Genomic DNA, 21,491 nt, shown 5'->3' with positions numbered 1-21,491 from the left:
TTATCAGTTATACACGTGAAAAAATCAGCAGTTGTCCCAGATAAACCATGGCCAGGCACAGTCCCAGGTTCAACGCCACATTCAGAAATGCCTTTAGCAACTCACCTCCCTGTATCAGCAGTAAGGTTTCATTTGAGAAAGTCGAGAAGGTTGTCAGTGCTCCAAGGAATCCGACACCGACCAGCGCCTTGATCTCAGGGCTGATATGACTGAGTTCTCCCAGTGCATAGATCATCCCCATCAGAAATGAGCCAAGTACATTAACAACCAGTGTACCAAAAGGAAAACCACTGCCAAATAGCTGGAGCGCAAATATCGATATCAGGTAGCGCAAAACTGCGCCGGTTGCACCGCCAAGGGCGACAACGGTCAGATTAATCATACCTTTTGTTCTCACTTTGGCTATCGAGTTGGCAAAGCTGCGCCAACTTATCGCGGATCCGTTTCTCGAATCCTCGCTCAGTCGGATAATAAAAACGACTCTCGGCCAAGGCTTCCGGGAAATAACATTCGCCGGCAGCGTAAGCATTGGCCTCATCATGAGCATAACGATAGCCTTCACCGGCGCCGATGGATTTCATCAGTTCGGTCGGCGCATTTCTCAAGTGCATGGGTACAGGCTGCTGGCCGGTTTCCCGGGCCAATTGTCTGGCCGCCTTAAAGGCTGTATACACCGCATTGCTCTTGGGCGCCGAGGCGAGATAAACAATCGCCTGCGCTATGGCGCGCTCGCCCTCTGCCGGGCCAACCCGGTGAAAGCAGTCCCAGGCGTTGAGAGCAACTGTCATCGCGGTAGGATCGGCATTACCCACATCTTCAGAAGCTATCGCCAGCAGGCGTCTTGCGACATACAGAGGATCGCAGCCTCCTTCCAGCATGCGACAAAACCAATAGAGCGCCGCATCCGGCGCCGAGCCGCGAATCGATTTGTGCACGGCTGAGATCAGGTCGTAGTATTGATCGCCATTCTTATCGAACCCCGCCAACTGCTCACCGGCCACCTGCACCAGCATAGCCTCGGTAAAACTACCACCATCCGGCAGCATGTCACTCATCAGCTCTACCAGGTTGAGAACCTTGCGGGCATCGCCATCGGCGAGAGTCGCCAACTTGGCCATCAGCTCCGGTGGCATCTGCAACCGGCGTTTGCCTAGGCCACGCTCTTCATCAGCAAGTGCCTGGGTCACTATGGTAGCAATCTCGGCTTCATCGAGACGCTTAATCAGATATACCCGTACTCTGGAGAGCAAAGCGTTATTGATTTCAAACGAAGGGTTTTCTGTGGTGGCGCCGATAAAAATCACTGTGCCATCTTCAATAAAAGGCAGAAAGGCATCCTGCTGGCTCTTGTTGAATCTGTGCACCTCATCGACAAACAGCAAGGTGCGCTGGCCGCGCGATTGCGCCACGTTTTTGGCGTGTTCTATCGCCGAGCGGATCTCTTTCACCCCGGATGTAACCGCAGATATTCGCTCCACATGGGCGTTGGCATAATGAGCAACCAGCTCTGCCAGCGTAGTCTTGCCGGTACCCGGCGGCCCCCAGAACATCATGGAATGGGCCTTGCCGGCTTCCAGTGCCAGTCTCAGCGGTTGCCCAGGTCCCAACAGATGCTGCTGACCGACGTACTGTTCAAGCGTCGCCGGGCGCATTCTTGCAGCCAGGGGCCGAAAGTCGGGGGCGAAATCAAAGCTCAGGCTGGACAAGGTTAACCTTCCTGCCCCGGGCGCTGATCATCAATGGAAACGCCTTCGGGAACCTCAAATTGGAACAATCTCTTGTCGCTATCTGTCAGCGGCTGTTGCTCGCTCAGGTTGAACTGACTGAGATTACCCTGAGTGTCTTTCAGTGCCAGTAGGGTCAGAGTATCATCCTTGAAACAGACGCTGACCTGTTGCACTCCGGCCTCTTCAGTTTTGGGTGCTATCTGGAAACACTCTTTGTCCAGAGTGATGTTATAGCGAGCCCAACTGGTCTCGTCACGGCGCACCAAAAGCGTCATGGGCGAAGCGGCAATGGCATTTTCCAGCGCCAGCACGCTTACTTCCTCGGCGAACGGGTTATAGATCCAAACGTCTTTACCATCTGCCACTATCACAGATTCATCCGGCTGCTGCAGATGCCAGTAAAACCGATTGGGCTGCGCCAAGGCGAGCTCGCCACTGCCTTGTTGAATAAGTTTGCCATTGATATCTGTAACCTGCTGTTGAAAATCGGCTTTCAGACCGGCAATGGCATCTAACTTAGCTTTGAGTTTTCCGGCATCATCGGCCACGGCCGGTAAGCTCATTGCCAGAGCAAGAAACATAACGTTTTTTTTCATCTGTACCTCAAATCTGTCTTATCTTGGCGGCGGTGGCGCCAATACTTCGCGGTTGCCATTATGGCCCTGGGCACTGACCACCCCTTGAAGTTCCATCTGCTCTATGATGCGAGCGGCGCGGTTATAGCCTATCTTGAACTTACGCTGCACACTGGAGATAGAACCGCGGCGGGTTTCGGTAACAAAAGCCACGGCTTCATCGTAGAGTGCATCCAGTTCCTCCTCGCCGGCTTCCGGTGCTTCACCGGGCAGCAACACCTGTTCGCCGTCACTGGCACCCTGAAGAATTTCATCAATATATTGAGGTTTACCACGGGCATGCCAATCGGCAACCACCGCATGCACCTCGTGGTCGTCCACAAAGGCGCCGTGAACCCGGTTGGGCACGCCGGTACCCGGGGGCAGATAGAGCATATCGCCCATCCCAAGCAGGGTTTCGGCGCCCTGCTGATCCAAAATGGTGCGCGAGTCGATGCGGGAAGAAACCTGGAACGCGATTCGGGTGGGGATGTTGGCCTTGATAAGGCCGGTAATCACATCCACAGACGGACGCTGGGTCGCCAGAATAAGGTGTATACCGGCAGCGCGGGCCTTCTGGGCGATACGGGCAATCAGTTCTTCCACCTTTTTACCGACTATCATCATCATGTCGGCAAACTCGTCCACGACAACCACGATAGAGGGCAGCTTGTCGAGTTCAGGCGCCGTATCTTCCATGCTTTCGTTGGACTTCCACAGCGGATCACATATTGGCGTACCAGCGGCCTTGGCCTCGGCAATTTTGGCGTTGAAGCCCTTGAGGTTACGCACCCCGAGCGCCGACATCAGTTTGTAACGCCGCTCCATCTCACCAACACACCAACGCAATGCATTGGCTGCCTCTTTCATATCCGTGACCACTTCACACAAGAGGTGCGGAATACCTTCATAGACAGAAAGCTCCAGCATCTTGGGATCTATCATGATGAAACGCACATCTTCAGGGCCGGACTTATACAGCAGACTGGTGATCATCACGTTGACCCCAACCGACTTACCCGAGCCTGTGGTGCCTGCCACCAAAAGGTGCGGCATCTTGGCCAAATCCACCACGACAGGATCGCCTGCAATGTCTTGTCCCAGCACCATGGTGAGATTGGATTTACTGTCCTTGAATGCCTGGCAATCGAGCACATCACGCATAAATACTGTTTCGCGGAACTTGTTGGGCAGTTCCAGCCCCACATAGGCTTTACCCGGAATAACCTCCACCACCCGCACACTTTCGGCCAGCAGGGAACGGGCTAAATCCTTAGATAAGTTGGAAATTTTTGAAGCTTTGACCCCAGGAGCCAAGTCCAGCTCAAAGCGGGTGATCACAGGGCCAGGATAGACTCCGACCACTTGCGCGGTAATATTAAAGTCAGCGAGTTTGCTTTCCACCAAACGCGCCACCTGATCCAGTTCTTCTTTACTGATAGGGTTTTTCTTGCGGTTGGGCACATCCAGCAGCGAGATGCTCGGCAAGGGATCCATGGGTTGTTTATGCTCTTTGGAAGCGCCCTCTTCACCGGGTAAAATAATAATACCGTTTTCAACCCTGGCTTTCTGGGTCTGCAATTGCCGCTCTTTATGGCTGATAGCCCCTGTTGATGCACGCTTGTCGAAGTCGATTGTGTCACTGCCTTCGGTGCTATCTTGCCAAGGCGGCGTGTCTTCAGCATTGCCCGAGGGAATGTCCGCAGCCTTGTCAGCCGCAGTTCCGGCAACGCCAACCGAAAGCACAGGCTCTACCCTGCCCTGACGCTTGGGCTCAGTATCAGTATTCTCATCGGCCAATTCCGCGGCTTCCCGCTCCAGAGTTTGCTGATCCTTTTTACGGAAACGACTAAGGAGTCCAGGCTTCTTGGCGGGCGCCTCTACGACATCTTCATCGTCATCTTCTTCGAATACTTCTTCCGGCTCAACTGTATCGCGTTCACGGCGGAACTTGTCCACTACCGACATAAAGCCGCGGGTATCTTCGGTTTCTTTCGGACCAGACAGGCGTGCCGGCAACTGCTTGAGCTTGCGAAAACACCAGATAGTTGCCAAGCCGGTGAGCTCAACTATGGTAAGCCAGCTTATTCCGGTCAGCAGAGTGAAGCCCGCACCGACAAAGCAAAGCAGCAGCAATGTGGTACCCAACTGGTTGAAGTAAGGCAACATAGCTTGGGCTATCACATCACCGGCCACGCCACCGGCAGAAAACTCATAGATATCACCGGCGTTCATACTGGCCAAGGCTGCCAGGCTGAGCACCATCAATAGGAAGCCAATCAAGCGCAAGCCGACCGAGAAGTAATCCACTTCCAACAGTTTGTGAGCACGCCTAAAAATCAACCAACCGGTTCCGGCGATGATGATAGGGATTAGGTAGGCGGTGTAGCCAAAGAAATAGAACAGAACATCGGCCAGCCAGGCACCTACGGCACCGGTGACATTTTCGATCTCCCCTTGATAATTAGACTGACTCCAACCGGGATCGCCCGGATGAAAGCTGCCCAGCGCCAACAGTATATAAATGGCGATCATGCAGCACAGAATAAGCCCCCCTTCCAGCAGGCGTTGCAGGCCGCTGAGGGTTCTGACGCTATTTCCCTGAGACAAATGCGATTTCCATAAGCAAACGAAAAACGGATGGATTTAAGATACCAGAATCATCCTGAATGTGCAGCGAATAAGCCTGCGAAAGCTACTAAAAGCAAGTGGATAGGGAGACTTTGTGTATCAGACTTTCTATTCCGGATTAAAAAGCAAACAGCCGTGGTGAAAAAAGGAGCCAAATTGACTCCTTTTTCGAGGACGGTATCGGGATCAAGCTTCGGCTGAAATACTGATGGCCACTTTACTGGTTTGCTTCACCTCTTCCATTACCACATAGGTGCGGGTATCGGATACGGAAGGCAATTTCAGTAGGGTTTCACCGAGCAACCTGCGATAGGCAGACATATCAGACACCCGGGTCTTGAGCAGATAATCGAAATCGCCTGATACCAGATGACATTCCTGAATATCATCCAAAAGCTGTACCGCACGGTTAAACTTATCAAAGACTTCCGGAGTATCTCTGTTAAGAGTAATCTCAACAAATACCAGCAAGGATGCACCTAAAAAGTGCGGGTTGACCAGTGCAGTATAACCGTTAATGTAACCTTGTTTTTCGAGGCGCTTAACGCGTTCAAGACAGGGAGTTGGACTCAAACCAACACGTTTGGAAAGCTCAACGTTGGAAATGCGACCGTCAATTTGCAGTTCATTAAGAATATTACGATCGATACGATCCAAGTCTTTTACAGGACTCTTTTTATTATTTACCATATTTTTAACCTTGTTTTATCACTAAAACAACATTTAATTTTGCGTATGTCACAAGTTTAGCAGCATAATCTGCCCGGGCAATACTATACTAGACTTTCCTGAATTGATCACGTTCAGGTCACTATAAAATAACAATTATGCCCATTAAAAGTGGGTTTTTTAGTATATTGAGGCTCGAAAATGATAATTGGTGTTCCAAAGGAAATCAAAAACCATGAATATCGCGTGGGTATGGTGCCATCCAGCGTACGCGAACTGACTATGCATGGCCATCAGGTTTTTATCGAAACGAATGCTGGTAATGGGATCGGTTTTACCGATCAGGACTATATCAATGCCGGAGCGTCCATTTTGGACACGGCCGCCGAGGTTTTTGCCAAGGCTGAGATGATAGTCAAAGTCAAAGAGCCACAGGCCGTAGAACGTGCCATGTTGCGCCATGACCAGATCCTCTTTACCTATTTGCATCTTGCCCCCGATCTGCCTCAGACAGAAGAACTGGTCAACAGCGGCGCTGTTTGTATCGCTTATGAAACAGTTACCGATGATCGTGGTGGCTTGCCTTTGCTGGCTCCCATGTCAGAAGTGGCCGGACGCATGTCCATCCAGGCAGGCGCAATGGCGCTGGAAAAATCCATGGGTGGTCTGGGCATGTTGCTCGGTGGTGTTCCCGGAGTTGAGCCCGCCAAAGTTGTGATCATCGGTGGCGGTATGGTTGGAACCAATGCCGCACAAATGGCAGTAGGGATGGGCGCCGATGTTGTGGTGCTAGATCGCTCCATCGACGCGCTGCGTCGTTTGAATGTACAGTTCGGCTCCAAGGTCAAGGCTATCTATTCTACGGCCGACGCCATTGAGAAACATGTACTGCAAGCCGATCTGGTCATTGGTGGCGTATTGATCCCCGGGGCAGCTGCGCCGAAACTGGTTACCCGAGAACATATCAAGAAGATGAAGCCAGGTGCCGCGATAGTGGATGTTGCCATAGATCAGGGGGGCTGTGTGGAAACCTCTCATGCCACAACTCACCAGGATCCTACCTATATTGTCGATGATGTAGTGCATTACTGTGTAGCCAATATGCCTGGTGCCGTGGCGCGTACTTCGACCTTTGCCCTGAACAACGCGACCCTGCCCTACATTCTCAAGCTGGCCCGTCTGGGTTACCGCGACGCGCTCTTGTCTGATAAGCACTTACTGAATGGTCTTAACGTGATGCACGGTAAGATCACCTGTAAAGAAGTTGCCGAAGCCCACAATATGGCTTATACCGCCGCCAACGAACTGTTACAGTAAATAAATTCATTACTAGGTTAAAGGAGCCTTTTGGCTCCTTTTTTTTCGATTAAACCAATCTGGAAGATTCTGTTCCAAGCGCTTTACCCTTTGGGGGAAATTACCTACAATCGCTGCTATTTGCCAAGGCACGGAGAGAATAAAATGAGCCAAGCCAAACATTGTAACCTACTTATCTTGGGGTCTGGCCCCGCCGGCTATACCGCAGCCGTTTATGCTGCCCGCGCCAATCTTAATCCAGTGATGATCACTGGTATCCAACAGGGTGGACAGTTAACCACAACGACCGAAGTCGAGAATTGGCCCGGCGATGCTGAAGGCCTGACAGGCCCGGCGCTGATGGAGCGGATGCAAAAGCATGCCGAGAAGTTTGATACCGAAATCATCTTCGACCATATCAATGAAGTTGACCTGCAGCAGCGCCCTTTCACCTTGAAAGGTGACAACGGTGAATACACCTGTGATGCGCTGATCATAGCCACAGGCGCCTCGGCCAAGTACCTCGGCCTGCCATCTGAAGAAGCCTTCAAGGGACGTGGTGTATCTGCTTGTGCCACCTGTGACGGTTTCTTCTACCGCAACCAGAAAGTGGCGGTTATCGGCGGTGGGAACACAGCTGTGGAAGAAGCGCTCTATCTTTCCAACATAGCGGCTGAAGTGCACCTGATCCATCGCCGTGACAGTTTCCGCTCTGAGAAAATTCTCATCGATCGTCTGATGGACAAAGTCGAAAACGGTAATATCATTTTGCACTTGGATAAGACATTGGATGAAGTGACCGGCGATGCCATGGGCGTGACCGGACTCAAGATGAAGAGCACCAAAGACGGCAGTATTTCCGATTTGGAAGTGGCCGGGGTGTTTGTCGCCATTGGCCACAGCCCCAACACAGGCATTTTCGAAGGCCAGTTGGAGATGAATGGCGGCTATATCAAGGTTGAAAGTGGCCTCAACGGCAATGCCACCCAAACCAGCGTCAAAGGCGTATTCGCCGCTGGCGATGTGATGGATCAGCACTACCGCCAGGCTATCACCTCAGCCGGAACCGGTTGTATGGCGGCTCTGGATGCCGAGCGCTTCCTGGATGCCCAGAAATAAGCTCTGCCGATATACTGAAAAAGCCAGTCATTGATGACTGGCTTTTTTGTTTAAGACATTGAAACATAGACAAATCACAGGCATGAAAAAAGGGACCTAAGGTCCCTTTTTAACAGCTACTACAACTTATCTCCAGAGAGATTAGTTTGCCAGTGCTTCCTTCGCTTTTTCTACCAGAGTAGCAAACACTACTTTGTCGAATACAGCGATGTCTGCCAAAATCTTACGATCGATTTCGATAGACGCCTTTTTCAGACCGTTGATGAAACGGCTGTATGAAAGACCATTCTGACGAGAAGCCGCGTTGATACGTGCAATCCACAGTTGACGGAATTGACGCTTCTTCTGGCGACGGTCACGGTAAGCATATTGACCTGCTTTAGTTACTGCTTGTACCGCTACACGGAAAGTACGTGAACGGGCACCGTAGTAACCTTTGGCAAGTTTAAGAACTTTCTTGTGACGAGCTCGTGCTGTTACACCACGCTTAACTCTTGGCATTTTTCAATTCCTCCTAATTAAGCGTATGGCAGTTGGCGTGCGATCATAGGCACGTCAGCTTTGGCAACTAAACACTTGGCGCGCAGATGACGCTTACGCTTGGTGCTCTTCTTGGTCAGGATGTGACGCAGATGGGCTTGCTTACGCTTGAAACCATTGGCGGTTTTCTTAAAACGCTTCGCTACACCCTTGTCGGTTTTCATTTTAGGCATTACTAAAACTCCGCATTGGGACATTAATAAAACGCAAGGCGAGCAAAGGCCCGTAGACCTTTGCTACTTTTCAGGGTTGCCCTGCTATTTCTTCTTGGGCGCCAGCACCATGATGGCTTGTCTACCTTCCATTTTCGGGAAGGATTCAACAACCGCATACTCTTCCAGATCGGCCTTGATACGGTTCAGAAGATCCATACCCAGGTTCTGGTGTGCCATTTCGCGTCCGCGGAAACGCAGCGTAACTTTCGCTTTGTCTCCATCTTCCAGAAAACGAATCAGGTTGCGTAGTTTTACCTGATAGTCGTTTTCATCAGTACCAGGGCGGAATTTAACTTCCTTCACCTGGATCTGTTTCTGCTTCTTCTTCTGTTCTTTCTGGGCTTTTGCCTTATCGAACAGATATTTACCGTAGTCCATGATACGGCATACAGGCGGCTCAGCATTAGGACTGATCTCAACCAGATCCAGACCTGCCTCATCGGCTACTTCCTGAGCCTCTTTGATGCTGACGATACCAATGGCTTCACCATCAACGCCATTCAAACGTACCTCAGGTACGCCGGTAATTTCTTCATTAATTCTATTCGGGGCCGCCTGACGGCCTGCTGATTTTTTGATCTTTATGACCTAATCCTCCAACAATTCAAGACTACGGAGTGAAATTTGTTGCTTAACCTTAGCGGCGAAATCATCGATTCGCATCTTACCTAAGTCCACCCCGTCTCGGGTACGCACAGCGACTTCCCGATTTTCCATCTCCTGATCACCTATGACCAGCAAATAAGGAACCCGCCTCAAAGTGTGCTCGCGTATTTTAAAGCCTATTTTTTCATTCCTCAAGTCTTTAGAGGCACGTATGCCCTGTTCCTTGAAGAATTCGACTACTTCTTCAACATAATCAGCTTGTTTGTCTGTTATGTTCATAACAACAACCTGCACAGGCGCCAACCAGGTTGGGAAGCGACCGGCGAACTCTTCGATGAGAATACCGAGGAATCGCTCCAAAGAGCCCAAAATCGCACGGTGGATCATTACCGGAGTCTGACGGCTATTGTCTTCGGCGACATAGGTCGCGCCCAGGCGTCCTGGCAAAGCGTAGTCAAGCTGCACTGTACCGCACTGCCAGGCGCGGTCCAGGCAGTCGTGCAGAGTGAACTCGATTTTAGGACCGTAGAAGGCACCTTCACCTGGCAGTATTTCAAATTCAATATCGTTGCTGTGCAGCGCTTGTTTCAGAGCTTCTTCTGCCCTGTCCCACATGGCATCGTCACCGATACGCTTCTCTGGACGGGTAGAAAGCTTAACCACGATATTACTGAAGCCGAAAGTGGAATAGGTGTCGTACACCATCTTGATACACTTGCTTACTTCGGATTGCACCTGCTCTTCAGTACAGAATACGTGCGCATCGTCCTGGGTAAAACCACGAACTCGCATCAAGCCGTGCAAGGCACCCGAAGGCTCGTTACGGTGACAACAGCCAAATTCAGCCATCCGCAGCGGCAGATCGCGATAGGACTTGAGTCCTTGGTTGAAAATCTGTACGTGGCCGGGGCAATTCATCGGCTTGATGGCGTATTCGCGGTTCTCACTGCTGGTTGTAAACATCGCCTCGGCGTATTTATCCCAGTGACCGGAGCGTTCCCACAGCACACGGTCCATCATCAGAGGCCCCTTCACTTCCTGATAGTCGTACTGGCTCAACTTCTGGCGAATAAAACGCTCCAGTTCGAGGAATACGCTCCAGCCGTCGTTGTGCCAGAACACCATACCAGGAGCTTCTTCCTGCATGTGGTACAGATCCAGCTGCTTGCCGATTTTACGGTGATCACGTTTGGCTGCTTCTTCCAGACGAGTCAAGTGAGTCTTGAGCGCTTTCTTGTCGGCCCACGCAGTACCATAAATACGCTGCAACATCTTGTTGTCTGAGTTACCGCGCCAGTAGGCACCGGCAACATTCATCAGCTTAAAGAAATGGCAAAAACGCATGTTGGGCACATGGGGACCACGACACATGTCTGTGTATTCTTCGTGGTGATACAGCGCCGGGGTGGCATCACGGCTAATGTTTTCATCCAGGATCGCCATTTTGTAAGGCTCGCCGCGAGACTCAAAAGTATCACGGGCTTCCTGCCAACTAACCACGCGCTTGACCACGTCATAGTTGGTCTTGGCCAGTTCCAGCATGCGTTTTTCCAGCTTTTCCAGATCTTCCTGGGTCAGTTTATGCTCCAGGTCGATGTCATAGTAGAAGCCGTTATCGATAACAGGACCAATCGCCATCTTGGTTTCAGGCCACAGTTGTTTGATCGCATGACCCAACAAGTGTGCGCAAGAGTGACGAAGGATTTCCAGCCCTTCTTCATCTTTGGCCGTGATGATCGACAGTTCTGCATCTGTTTCGATCAGATCACAGGCATCTTTTAACTCGCCGTTGACTCGTCCGGCAATACAGGCTTTCGCCAGACCAGGACCAATATCGGCAGCAACATCGAGTGTAGAGACTGGGTTGGCAAACTCGCGTTTGCTCCCATCGGGAAGTGTAATTACAGGCATGAAAATTCCTTGTCCAGTGGTGACCCACACGTAGGGCCACTTGGCTATCAATGATAAAAATGTATGTTAGCCCTTGGGTTAAGGCAGTACAGGAGCCTTAAGGTCTCCGCCGGGCAGACTGGTAATTTTACGGGATAAGACCCGGCCCACGCAACCCAAAAACGTTCAATGAATAAGCTTTGGCTCACAAGCCGGGGCTATACTTACTGTATGTTGCAGGCTTGGGTTCTATCGTCCAAAGGCATGGCGCTAGACGGCAGAGGAGGAAACTATGCAACTCAAAAGTCAAACCATTTGTTGCCCCCATTGTGGCCACCATCAAAAAGTAGAACTCGATGCCAGCGGCGGCGATCAGGAGTTTTACAATGATTGTCGGGTATGCTGCAACCCCATCCACATGAGGCTGCACATCAATGACCAGAGGCATATGATAGAACTGTACGTCGATGGCGATGACGAACAACTCTACTGAGAGCTACCACATAAGATCGTCCGGAATAACATAATCTGCGTAAGGATCATCTTCGTCCGTAACTTGCGCGGCGTTGTTCTCGGCCTGCCACAAATAGCCACACCAGGCCGGCACCAACAGATTAACCCGCTCGGCAAGTTTATGAGGCACCAGATAGCTGCTTTGCTCAATTCGCACTATCCCCAAGCGGCCACCAAGTAGCTGATTCTGGAGTTTCTCATTGATATACAAAGGGTATATCTTGTTCTCTAAGGTATAGTTGAACTTTATCTCGCCATCTTTCGGCAGCGCCACCGCATTTTGCTTAACTTCGGTGACCAGACCACGAACCAAACCTTTCTCTGTGGCCTCGGCAAAGCGTTGTTCGTTGAGCGCCTTGTCCTTTTCTGCCTGCTGCTTTTTCTGCTGAGCAATTTGCGCTTTCAGCTCGGCTGAGCCGTCATCGATATTGGACTTACGGTTACGTTTCTTCTGGGTTTTGACATCGCGAACTTTTTGCTTGCTGGCGAGACCCGCCTTGAGCAACTGTTCCTGTAATGCGTTTGCCATTTTATAATCTCTCTCTTGCTACTTACTTGATTCTTGCTTTGCTGCCAGTGCTCCGAGCTGACTCATAGCCGCACTAGCACCGCCAAGCGACCAACCGCCGTCAACCGGCAATACGGTTCCAGTAATATAAGAAGCCATTGGCGAGGCGATAAAGAGTGCGGCATTGGCCAAGTCTTCCCCCTCACCATTGCGTTTTAACGGTACACTTTCGGCCACCTGTTGCTGCAATTGCGCCGACGGCGCCAAACGATTGAACCCTTCGGTACCGGCAATCGGCCCGGGAACCAGGGAGTTTATCCGAATACCCTCTGGCCCCCATTCCAAAGCCAGGGTGCGGGTCAACATATCAACGCCCGCCTTGGCGGCGCAAACGTGGATCTGCATCGGCATGGCAATATACGCCTGCGGCGCCGAAATTTGAATAATGCTGGCGCCAGGGCGCTTAAGCATAGGATAGGCTTGCTTCAACACCTGAAAACTGCCCAGCAAATCGATATCCATGACAGATTTAAAACCGTTGGCACTGAGCTTGGCGGCACTGGCGGGGAAATTGCCGGCTGCGCCACTGACAAGCACATCGATATGCGGGAAACTCTGGGCCAAGACGGTAAAGCCTTGCTCGAGTGCCGGTAAATCCCTGACATCGAAGCTCAGGCCCAGATGTTGACCTTGTGGATTGGCTTCATTCAATAACGCCACTGCGGCTGCCACTTTTTCCGGGTTACGGCTGGCAACCGCCACATGGGCACCGGCAACCGCGAACGCCTTGGCGATACAGAGGTTAATGCCGCTGGTACCCCCGACGACCACTACATACTTACCCTGATAATCGAACATTGAGCTTCTCTCCTATCCACTGATCATTCGTTATTCCGGTCCATACTGCGAGTTGCCGGTATGTCACAAGTTTATGCCAGCGATTGATGTATCGCTTGCAGTGTTGCCAAAGGATCGGCCGCTTGAGTAATGGGGCGACCTATAACCAGATAATCTGAGCCCGCCGCCATAGCTTCGGCCGGGGTCATGATGCGTTTCTGATCGCCAGCATCACTGCCCGCCGGACGAATGCCCGGAGTCACCAGTTTAAAATCGGCGCCAAGTTCGGCCTTGAGCATACTGGACTCACGGGCCGAGCAGACCACACCGTCGAGACCGGCTTTTTGCGCCAGGCGCGCCAGCCTGCGAACCTGATCTTCGGCGCTACCTTCAACACCAATAAGCTTGAGCTCATCGTCGCTCATTGAAGTCAACACAGTAACGGCAATCAGCAAGGGGGCATTATCCCCGTAAGGTAATAAGGCCCGGCGGGCGGCTTCCATCATAGCGAGACCGCCACTGGCGTGGACATTCACCATCCACACCCCCATTTCGGCGGCGGCAGCAACCGCCTTGGCCACTGTGTTGGGAATGTCGTGGAACTTCAGATCCAGAAACAGATCAAACCCTCGGTCATGGATCTCTTTCACCAGTTGAGGCCCGAACAGGGTAAACATCTCTTTGCCTACCTTAAGGCGACACATAGACGGATCCAACTTATCAATAAGTTGCAATGCTTTGAATTTATTATCAAAGTCCAAGGCGACCACAATAGGTGTCTCTGTCATTTTTACTCCGTTATCTGAGGGTTATTCGCCGTCCAAACCGCGAACCCGTTTAATACTGCCCCAACTCTTGCAGGATGGGCAGTGCCAATACAAGGTATGTGCCGGGAAACCACACTCCCGGCAGCGGTAACTTGGACGGAATCTAATTTGTTGCTCTACCAGTTTTTCCAGCATCGCCAGGCTATCTCGTGCCTGGCCCTGCTCAGCCTGTTTGATATGCATCTGCATCAAGTGCTGGAATCCCCGCATGGTGGGGTGGCGATAGAGAGCTTGCATCACCATGTCTTCGGCGCCTTTGATGTCGCCGTCTTCAATCATACGTTGTGCCAATGCCACCACAACTGAGGCACCCGCGCCTTTATCTATCGCATGAGCCAACAACTCGCGATAACCGTCGATATCGTTGAGCTCTTGATAGAGCTGTCGGGTACAGGCGAGAGCATCGGCAAAAAGTTCGGCATCGGCGTCAATCAGTTGATTAAGCATCTGCTTGGCCTGAGGTAACTGCCCTGCGTCGAGGTAAGCGTTGGCCAGTGACAACAAGGCGCGGCCACATTGAGGGTCTTGCTTAAGCGCTGCTTGAAAGCCCTTGAGTTTACCCGCTTCTTCGCCGGCTTCTTCGGCCAATTGACAATAGAAATGAGCGATAACAGGTTTAAGCCCTTGTTGGCTTTTTCGGGGCAAGCGCTTGGTGATATCTATCGCCTTTTGCCAATCTTTGGTGATTTGGTAAATAGAGATCAGTTGGGTTTCCGCTTCTTCGCTGTGATCGTCCTGACTGACCAGGTTAAGGAAAATCTCCTCAGCTCTATCGTAGAACCCGGCGGCCATATAGTCCTTACCGAGCTCCATCATCGCCATGTCTCTTTGTTCAGTCGCGAGATTGGGACGGGCTATCAAGTTTTGGTGAATTCTAATGGATCTGTCCACCTCCCCCCGTTTGCGAAACAAGGAACCCAGCGACAGGTGAGTGTCTATGGTTTCATCATCGACATCCAACATGCTGATAAAGAGATCAACAGCCTTGTCCGACTCATTGGAGAGCAGAAAGTTGAGTCCGGTGAAGTAGTCTCGGCTCAGTTTCTTTTGCGCTGAATTCTGTTTCTGCTTCAAACTGCGGCGGCCCATGTACCAACCGTAAGCCGCAGCAATAGGCAGCAACAGAAAGAGAAGTTCGAGCATACTAGGCGTCTTGCCCCTGCTGCTGCGTTAATGTCTGGATCTTTTTACGGGCATTACGCAATGACAATTTCAACTTCATAATGTAGTAGAAAGCAATGACCCAACTGAGGATAAATCCCGCCAGAAATACGACGGCCAACACCACAGGCAAGCGGAACTCTCCCTGAGCCACAAAATAACTGATGGTGACCAGCTGTTCATTGCGAGAGCCAAATACCAGTGCCACTACAAACAACATTGCCACCAGTACGGTTGCGACAAATGACTTCACGTTGCACTCCATAAACGCGTTTCAATGTTCTGATTATCCAGTAAATTGACTGAGCTGACCAGCTTTAGCCAAGCTCCGGGCATAAAAAAGCCCCCTTTCGGAGGCTTTTAATACAACAGCGATTAACGGTTATAAGCGTCAACGCGTTCGCGCAGTTCTTTGCCTGGCTTAAAGTGCGGGACGTACTTGCCATCCAACTCGACTGATGTTCCCGTCTTGGGATTACGACCAGTGCGAGGTGCACGATAGTGAAGTGAAAAGCTGCCAAAGCCACGGATCTCTATGCGGTCACCGCTTTCCAATGTTTTAGCCATTTGCTCCAACATCTCTTTGATGGCGCCTTCTACTTCTTTCGCCGACAGTTGCGACTGCCCACTGGCGAGTTTTTCGATCAGTTCGGATTTAGTCATCCTAGCTACCCCTATTATCAAGCCAAACACAGTCACCTAACAGGGGGCTAGCCCCCTGTACTACAGGCACTTACTTACGAGCTGCTTTAAACGCTTCAGCCATTGCATTAGTCATGATAGCGTCGTCCTGCTTGTTCAGGTTAGCCATCACTTCTTTTTCTTCAGCTTCGTCTTTAGCACGTACAGACAGGCTGATTGCACGGTTCTTGCGATCTACGCCCATGAACTTGGCTTCAACGCTGTCACCTACATTGTAGACGCTTGATGCATCTTCAACACGGTCACGGCTGATGTCAGATACACGGATGTAACCTTCAACAGTGTCAGCCAACTCAACAGTCACACCTTTGGCGTCAACAGCAGTAACAGTACCAACTACGATAGTACCTTTCTTCTTGTCGGCCAGGTAAGCGTTGAATGGATCGTCTTCAGTCTGCTTAACACCCAGGCTGATACGCTCACGCTCTGGATCAACAGACAGAACCACTGCAGTGATTTCGTCGCCTTTCTTGTACTCGCCAACAGCGTCTTCGCCGCTACCGTTCCAAGAGATGTCAGACAGGTGAACCAGACCGTCGATACCGCCGTCCAGACCGATAAAGATACCGAAGTCAGTGATAGACTTGATCTTACCGGTAACTTTGTCGCCCTTGGCATAACGGTTAGCGAAGTCTTCCCATGGGTTGGTCTTGCACTGCTTGAGACCCAGAGAAATACGACGACGCTCTTCATCGATGTCCAGAACCAGAACTTCAACTTCATCACCCAGGTTAACAACCTTGGATGGGTGGATGTTCTTGTTGGTCCAATCCATTTCAGAAACGTGTACCAGACCTTCAACGCCTTCTTCGATTTCAACGAAGCAGCCGTAGTCAGTCAGGTTGGTTACGCGACCAGTCAGACGAGTGTTTTCTGGGTAGCGCTTGCTGATTTCCAGCCATGGGTCTTCACCCAGTTGCTTCAGACCCAGAGATACACGAGTGCGCTCGCGATCGTACTTCAGTACTTTGACGTTGATTTCGTCACCAACATTCACGATCTCGGATGGGTGCTTAACACGCTTCCAAGCCATGTCGGTGATGTGCAGCAGGCCGTCAACACCGCCCAGATCTACGAATGCACCGTAGTCAGTCAGGTTCTTAACGATACCTTTAACTGCTTGACCTTCTTGCAGATTTTCCAGCAGAGCATCACGCTCAGCGCTGCTTTCAGATTCGATAACAGCACGACGAGAAACAACAACGTTGTTGCGCTTCTGGTCCAGCTTGATAACTTTGAATTCCAGTTCTTTGTTTTCCAGGTGAGCAGTATCGCGTACTGGGCGAACGTCAACCAGAGAACCAGGCAGGAACGCACGGATACCGTTCAGCTCAACGGTGAAACCGCCTTTAACCTTGCCGTTGATGACACCGATTACAGTTTCAGCATCTTCGTAAGCTTTTTCCAGAACGATCCAGGCTTCGTGGCGCTTGGCCTTCTCGCGAGACAGTTGAGTCTCACCGAAACCGTCTTCAACGCTATCCAGCGCAACGTCAACTTGGTCGCCAACGGCGATTTCCAGTTCACCTTGAGCGTTTTTGAATTGCTCAGCTGGGATTGGGCTCTCAGATTTCAGACCGGCGTCAACCAGTACCATACCGTTTTCGATGGCAACTACAGTACCACGAACGATAGAACCTGGGCGGAATTCCAGTTGTTGAAGGGATTGTTCAAACAGATCAGCAAAAGATTCAGTCATGTTAATTAACTTTAAGTAATAAACCACGTATCTATCCTGAACGTGGAGTCAGTAAAATAACTCGCCTCTTCCCTGTGGCGAATGCCTACCCCGCCAGTCTCAGAGACTGACGTCAGATAACTTGTCGACTATGTGCCTGAGCGCCAGCTCCAGCACAGTATCAATTCCGAGTCCAGTAGTGTCTATCACCAGGGCATCTTCTGCGGGCACCAAAGGCGCAACGGCGCGATTCATATCCCGGTGATCTCTTTCCTGGATCTCGGTTAAAAGACGCTCGATATTAACATCGAAGCCCTTGTCCTGCAACTGATTATAGCGCCGCTGGGCCCTTTCTTCAGCCGAGGCTGTCAAAAACAATTTAACCGGTGCATGCGGGAAAACAACGGTTCCCATATCCCGGCCATCGGCTATAAGCCCGGGGGCAACTCTGAAAGCGCGCTGCCTTCTGAGTAAGGCTTCTCTCACCCGGGGAAACGCCGCCACTCTTGAGGCTGCGTCAGAACATTCTTGAGTGCGAATGGCATGGCTGACATCTTCGCCTTCCAGCACTACTTTTATGGCTTCATTTCCGGCTCCCGCCAGAAACTGTACATCCAGGTGTGCGGCCAACAGGGTGATGGCTTCTTCGTTATCCAGTTCCACGTCGTGGTGAATAGCGGCAAGTGCCAGCACTCGATATATGGCACCACTGTCGAGCAGTTTCCATCCAAGTTTGTTGGCAAGCAACTGACTTATAGTGCCTTTTCCCGCACCGCTTGGGCCGTCAATTGTGACAACAGGCGCCCGTTCAGACATAAATTCCTCCGCAGTAATTATCATCTTCCATGAGGACACAGTATGAGTTCACCGAAAATGAGCGGCCAATATTATATATCAACTGCATGCTTTCCGTATGCTGAATTCAAGGTCAATTTCGGGCTGCAGTAATCAACAGCCCGAAATTCAGCCGCTTAACCGGCCAAGGCCGCAAAGCGTTGGAAGTAATCCGGGAAGGTTTTTGAGGTGCAATCCGGGTCATTGATGGTGACACCGCATTCGGCAAATGCCAGCAGCGAAAAACACATGGCCATGCGGTGGTCGTTATAGGTATCGATAGCGGCATGCTTGGGCGTAAGTGGTGGATTAACCAGAATATAATCCTCACCTTCTTCCACCTCGGCACCAATTTTACGCAGTTCTGTCGCCATGGCGCTGAGACGATCAGTCTCCTTGATACGCCAGTTGTAGATATTGCTGAGGCGGGTCGGCCCTTTGGCAAATACCGCAGCTGTGGCTATGGTCATTGCCGCGTCGGGAATATGGTTCATGTCCATATCTATCCCCTTGAGCTGGCTGCCCCTGGCAATAATAAAGTCATCTCCCCATTCAATCTCAGCGCCCATGGCCGCCAGCGCATCGGCAAACTTGACATCGCCCTGAATGCTGAGACAGCCAACTCCGGTGACTTTCACCTCGCCGCCGGCAATGGCGCCAGCGGCCAAGAAATAAGACGCCGATGAGGCATCGCCTTCCACCAATACCTTGCCTGGTGACAGATAGCTTTGACCGGATGGGATCTCAAAACGCTGATAGTCGTGGTTGATAACCTTGACACCAAATTGCGCCATCAAGGCTAAAGTAATATCGATATAGGGCTTGGAAACCAGTTCACCCTTGACCTTGATATTGACAGCGGCACCTGCCAGCGGCGCAACCATCAGGAGCGCGGTAAGAAACTGGCTGGAGAGATTACCGGCAATTTCCACATCCCCGCCACTGAGGCCTGTTGCCTTGATTTTTAATGGCGGGAAGCCGGGATTCTTCAGATATTGAATATCCGCGCCCAAGGCCTTGAGACTGTCGACCAAATCTCCTATCGGCCTCTCCTCCATTCTGGGTTCACCCATGAGAACAAACTCACCATTCCCCAGGGTCAGCGCGGCGCACAAGGGCCGCATCGCGGTGCCGGCATTACCGAGAAACAGCTCTTGCAGCTTGTTGCTGTTGATTGCGCCGCCAAGGCCCTGCAGGCTGCAGCGGCTCTTGTCTTCGGAAAGCTCAAATTGCACACCGAGCTGTTTCAGCGCTGCCAACATGTGGCGAATATCATCTGAGTCGAGCAGATTGGTCAGTTCTGTGGTGCCCTTGGCCAGGGTAGCCAATAGCAACGCCCGGTTGGAAATACTCTTGGAGCCGGGGATGTTGACCTCCCCATGCATTCTACTTATGGGATCCAGTCGCAATTGCTTCATCTTTTTCGGATTCTTGCATCTGTGTTTGACGGAGCTGCAGCGTCATGCCACATACCGCCAAAGCGGGTTAAAAGACCTTGTCACCGATTATGGGATAAAACCGGCAAATCAAGACAAAAGATTAGATACAGCGAGTGCTGATAGGCCTGAATTAAGTGTTCGTGGCATTAAAGTTACCTGAGCGCCACAGGGATTCAACCGTTTTTTGCTGAAAAAAGCCGATTTCAGCGGAAAATTATTCAAGCAGCGCTAAATAAGCTCTTTGCTGTCCGATTGACTTTCGAAGACGTGACTCACAGATGCGACTCTGCTTTCCTGCAACTGAGCTTTACACCCTGGAAGCCCAGCTTGCCAGTTACATCGCTCAGGCTATTGTGTCCAGTAGCCTCACCAACCGTTAACAAATAACCTAAATGTCGTTATGCTAATCCTCTTCAACCAGTATTCAATCCAGGGAACCCTATGTTCAGCACACTCAAGGCGATGCCAGCCGATCCCATTCTTGGGCTGCTCAGCCAATATCGCGACGACCCTCGCCATGAAAAAATTGATTTGGGCGTCGGTGTTTATAAAGACGTCTTGGGAAATACCCCCATCCTCGACTGCGTTAAAACTGCCGAGCAGCGCCGCACCGCCACAGAAACCACCAAGGTGTATATCGGCCCTGCCGGTAGCAGTGATTTCAATCGGCTCATTGCCGAGCTGGCATTCGGTGAGCAGCACCCTACCCTGAACGCCGGACGCATTCGCAGCGTATCCACTCCCGGCGGCACCGGCGCGCTGCGGGTCGCCGCCGACTTTATTAAACGTTGTCGCCCAGGCGCAACCGTTTGGGTCAGCGATCCTACCTGGGCCAATCACAGCGGACTTTTTGAAGCGGCCGGTCTCAAGGTTGAGCGTTACCCTTACTATGACTACGCCACCAAGGCGCTGAAGTTTGATGAAATGCTCGCCAAACTCAACACCCTTGGGGAAAACGATGTTGTGCTGCTGCATGCCTGTTGTCACAACCCATCGGGCCAGGATCTCAGCAAAGAGCAATGGGACCAAGTGGTACAAGTCGCCGTCAAACGCGGTTTTACCCCGCTAATCGATATGGCTTACCAGGGCTTTGGTGACGGTGTCGAGGAAGATGCCTACGGCGTTCGCAAGATGGCGGCCGCCGTGGAAGACATGTTGCTCTGCTCCTCCTGCTCAAAGAACTTTGGCCTTTATCGCGAACGTATCGGCGCCTGCAGCATCATAGCCAACAGCAGTGCTGCCGCCGATGTAGCCTTGTCGGTACTGCTTTACGTGGTACGTTGCCTCTACTCCATGCCGCCGGCACATGGCGCGGCGTTGGTGGAAACCATTCTCGGCGACAATCAGCTCAAACAGCAGTGGCTGGATGAACTCAAGGTGATGCGTGACAGGATAAACGGTAACCGTGCCATCCTGGTTGAGCGTTTAAAGGCGATAGGCGTCGAGCGGGACTTCAGCTTTATCGCCCGCCAAAAAGGGATGTTCTCCTTCCTTGGGGTATCGCCCGAGCAGGTTGAACAACTTAAGCAGGAGTTCGGTATCTATATGGTGGATTCAAGCCGGATCAGTATCGCCGGGATAAGCGATAGCAATGTCGATTACCTTGCCAAGTCTATCGCCAAGGTGTTGCAAGGTTAAAATTGGATAGTGAGATGAAAAAAGCGAATGCCTCGGCATTCGCTTTT

General features: G+C 51.4%; 22 protein-coding genes. 4 read left to right on the top strand and 18 right to left on the bottom strand.

The features are described 5' to 3' along the window. Positions 1-7: 7 nt before the first annotated feature. From crcB to lrp, 5 genes are all read right to left on the bottom strand, one after another. Positions 8-382, bottom strand: coding sequence for a fluoride efflux transporter CrcB (crcB, locus tag CX651_RS13810; RefSeq protein WP_101056515.1), 375 nt, complete (start codon positions 380-382; stop codon positions 8-10). Continuing rightward, a complete protein-coding gene (locus CX651_RS13805) occupies positions 375-1,706 on the bottom strand; it encodes a replication-associated recombination protein A (RefSeq protein ID WP_101056514.1) in 1,332 nt (443 codons plus the stop codon). The genes crcB and CX651_RS13805 overlap by 8 nt, the downstream gene beginning before the upstream one ends. A 2-nt stretch (positions 1,707-1,708) precedes the next feature. Then, positions 1,709-2,323, bottom strand: a complete 615-nt coding sequence (gene lolA / locus CX651_RS13800; protein WP_101056513.1) for an outer membrane lipoprotein chaperone LolA — start codon at positions 2,321-2,323, stop codon at positions 1,709-1,711. An 18-nt stretch (positions 2,324-2,341) separates the two neighbouring features. Further along, a complete protein-coding gene (locus CX651_RS13795) occupies positions 2,342-4,951 on the bottom strand; it encodes a DNA translocase FtsK (protein ID WP_101056512.1) in 2,610 nt (869 codons plus the stop codon). Positions 4,952-5,158: 207 nt separating this feature from the next. Beyond that, positions 5,159-5,662, bottom strand: a complete 504-nt coding sequence (lrp, locus tag CX651_RS13790; RefSeq protein ID WP_101056511.1) for a leucine-responsive transcriptional regulator Lrp — start codon at positions 5,660-5,662, stop codon at positions 5,159-5,161. Positions 5,663-5,842: 180 nt separating this feature from the next. Between lrp and ald the strand changes: the two genes are divergently transcribed. Then, positions 5,843-6,958, top strand: coding sequence for an alanine dehydrogenase (gene ald / locus CX651_RS13785; protein WP_101056510.1), 1,116 nt, complete (start codon positions 5,843-5,845; stop codon positions 6,956-6,958). 144 nt (positions 6,959-7,102) lie between these two features. Further along, positions 7,103-8,056 carry a thioredoxin-disulfide reductase gene (gene trxB / locus CX651_RS13780; RefSeq protein ID WP_101056509.1) on the top strand — a complete coding sequence of 318 codons (954 nt, stop codon included), beginning with the start codon at positions 7,103-7,105 and terminating at the stop codon, positions 8,054-8,056. Positions 8,057-8,197: 141 nt separating this feature from the next. Here the strand turns inward: trxB and rplT are convergent, their stop codons facing one another. The 4 genes from rplT to thrS all read right to left on the bottom strand — a co-directional run bounded on the left by rplT (position 8,198) and on the right by thrS (position 11,328). After that, positions 8,198-8,557, bottom strand: a complete 360-nt coding sequence (gene rplT, locus CX651_RS13775; protein WP_025009729.1) for a 50S ribosomal protein L20 — start codon at positions 8,555-8,557, stop codon at positions 8,198-8,200. A 17-nt stretch (positions 8,558-8,574) separates the two neighbouring features. Continuing rightward, complete coding sequence (gene rpmI, locus CX651_RS13770; protein WP_025009728.1) at positions 8,575-8,769, bottom strand: 50S ribosomal protein L35; 195 nt, start codon at positions 8,767-8,769, stop codon at positions 8,575-8,577. Positions 8,770-8,853: 84 nt separating this feature from the next. Next, positions 8,854-9,396: a translation initiation factor IF-3 gene (gene infC, locus CX651_RS13765; protein WP_039032977.1), complete on the bottom strand. Its 543-nt coding sequence runs from the start codon at positions 9,394-9,396 to the stop codon at positions 8,854-8,856. A 3-nt stretch (positions 9,397-9,399) separates the two neighbouring features. Further along, complete coding sequence (thrS, locus tag CX651_RS13760) at positions 9,400-11,328, bottom strand: threonine--tRNA ligase (RefSeq protein ID WP_101056508.1); 1,929 nt, start codon at positions 11,326-11,328, stop codon at positions 9,400-9,402. A 271-nt stretch (positions 11,329-11,599) separates the two neighbouring features. On the opposite strand from thrS, the gene CX651_RS13755 reads away from it, so the two are divergent. Beyond that, positions 11,600-11,800 (top strand): CPXCG motif-containing cysteine-rich protein, encoded by a 201-nt coding sequence (locus CX651_RS13755; RefSeq protein ID WP_039032979.1) that lies wholly within the window; start codon positions 11,600-11,602, stop codon positions 11,798-11,800. A gap of 3 nt (positions 11,801-11,803) precedes the next feature. Here the strand turns inward: CX651_RS13755 and CX651_RS13750 are convergent, their stop codons facing one another. The 9 genes from CX651_RS13750 to aroA form a co-directional block, all read right to left on the bottom strand. Then, positions 11,804-12,349 (bottom strand): DUF2058 domain-containing protein, encoded by a 546-nt coding sequence (locus CX651_RS13750; protein ID WP_101056507.1) that lies wholly within the window; start codon positions 12,347-12,349, stop codon positions 11,804-11,806. 18 nt (positions 12,350-12,367) lie between these two features. After that, the gene (locus CX651_RS13745; protein WP_101056506.1) at positions 12,368-13,186 is read right to left on the bottom strand and encodes an SDR family oxidoreductase; all 819 of its coding nucleotides are present in this window, start codon (positions 13,184-13,186) and stop codon (positions 12,368-12,370) included. Positions 13,187-13,257: 71 nt separating this feature from the next. Beyond that, positions 13,258-13,953, bottom strand: a complete 696-nt coding sequence (gene pyrF / locus CX651_RS13740) for an orotidine-5'-phosphate decarboxylase (protein WP_101056505.1) — start codon at positions 13,951-13,953, stop codon at positions 13,258-13,260. Between the two features lie 21 nt (positions 13,954-13,974). Beyond that, positions 13,975-15,135: a lipopolysaccharide assembly protein LapB gene (gene lapB / locus CX651_RS13735; RefSeq protein ID WP_101056504.1), complete on the bottom strand. Its 1,161-nt coding sequence runs from the start codon at positions 15,133-15,135 to the stop codon at positions 13,975-13,977. Between the two features lies 1 nt (position 15,136). Then, a complete protein-coding gene (locus CX651_RS13730) occupies positions 15,137-15,406 on the bottom strand; it encodes a LapA family protein (RefSeq protein ID WP_039032984.1) in 270 nt (89 codons plus the stop codon). A 122-nt stretch (positions 15,407-15,528) separates the two neighbouring features. Next, entirely contained in the window at positions 15,529-15,816 is a 288-nt protein-coding gene (gene ihfB, locus CX651_RS13725) for an integration host factor subunit beta (RefSeq protein ID WP_025887377.1), read from the bottom strand. A 70-nt stretch (positions 15,817-15,886) separates the two neighbouring features. Continuing rightward, a complete protein-coding gene (gene rpsA / locus CX651_RS13720; protein ID WP_025010414.1) occupies positions 15,887-17,554 on the bottom strand; it encodes a 30S ribosomal protein S1 in 1,668 nt (555 codons plus the stop codon). Between the two features lie 99 nt (positions 17,555-17,653). Then, the gene (cmk, locus tag CX651_RS13715; RefSeq protein WP_101056523.1) at positions 17,654-18,349 is read right to left on the bottom strand and encodes a (d)CMP kinase; all 696 of its coding nucleotides are present in this window, start codon (positions 18,347-18,349) and stop codon (positions 17,654-17,656) included. Positions 18,350-18,504: 155 nt separating this feature from the next. Further along, positions 18,505-19,785, bottom strand: a complete 1,281-nt coding sequence (gene aroA / locus CX651_RS13710) for a 3-phosphoshikimate 1-carboxyvinyltransferase (RefSeq protein WP_101056503.1) — start codon at positions 19,783-19,785, stop codon at positions 18,505-18,507. 462 nt (positions 19,786-20,247) lie between these two features. Between aroA and CX651_RS13705 the strand changes: the two genes are divergently transcribed. Continuing rightward, positions 20,248-21,444: an amino acid aminotransferase gene (locus CX651_RS13705; RefSeq protein ID WP_101056502.1), complete on the top strand. Its 1,197-nt coding sequence runs from the start codon at positions 20,248-20,250 to the stop codon at positions 21,442-21,444. Positions 21,445-21,491 lie beyond the last annotated feature (47 nt).

The sequence above is a fragment of the Shewanella chilikensis genome, from assembly GCF_002836945.1.
Taxonomy (GTDB): Bacteria; Pseudomonadota; Gammaproteobacteria; order Enterobacterales; family Shewanellaceae; genus Shewanella; species Shewanella chilikensis.
This window is presented reverse-complemented; position numbering and strand designations above follow the sequence as displayed.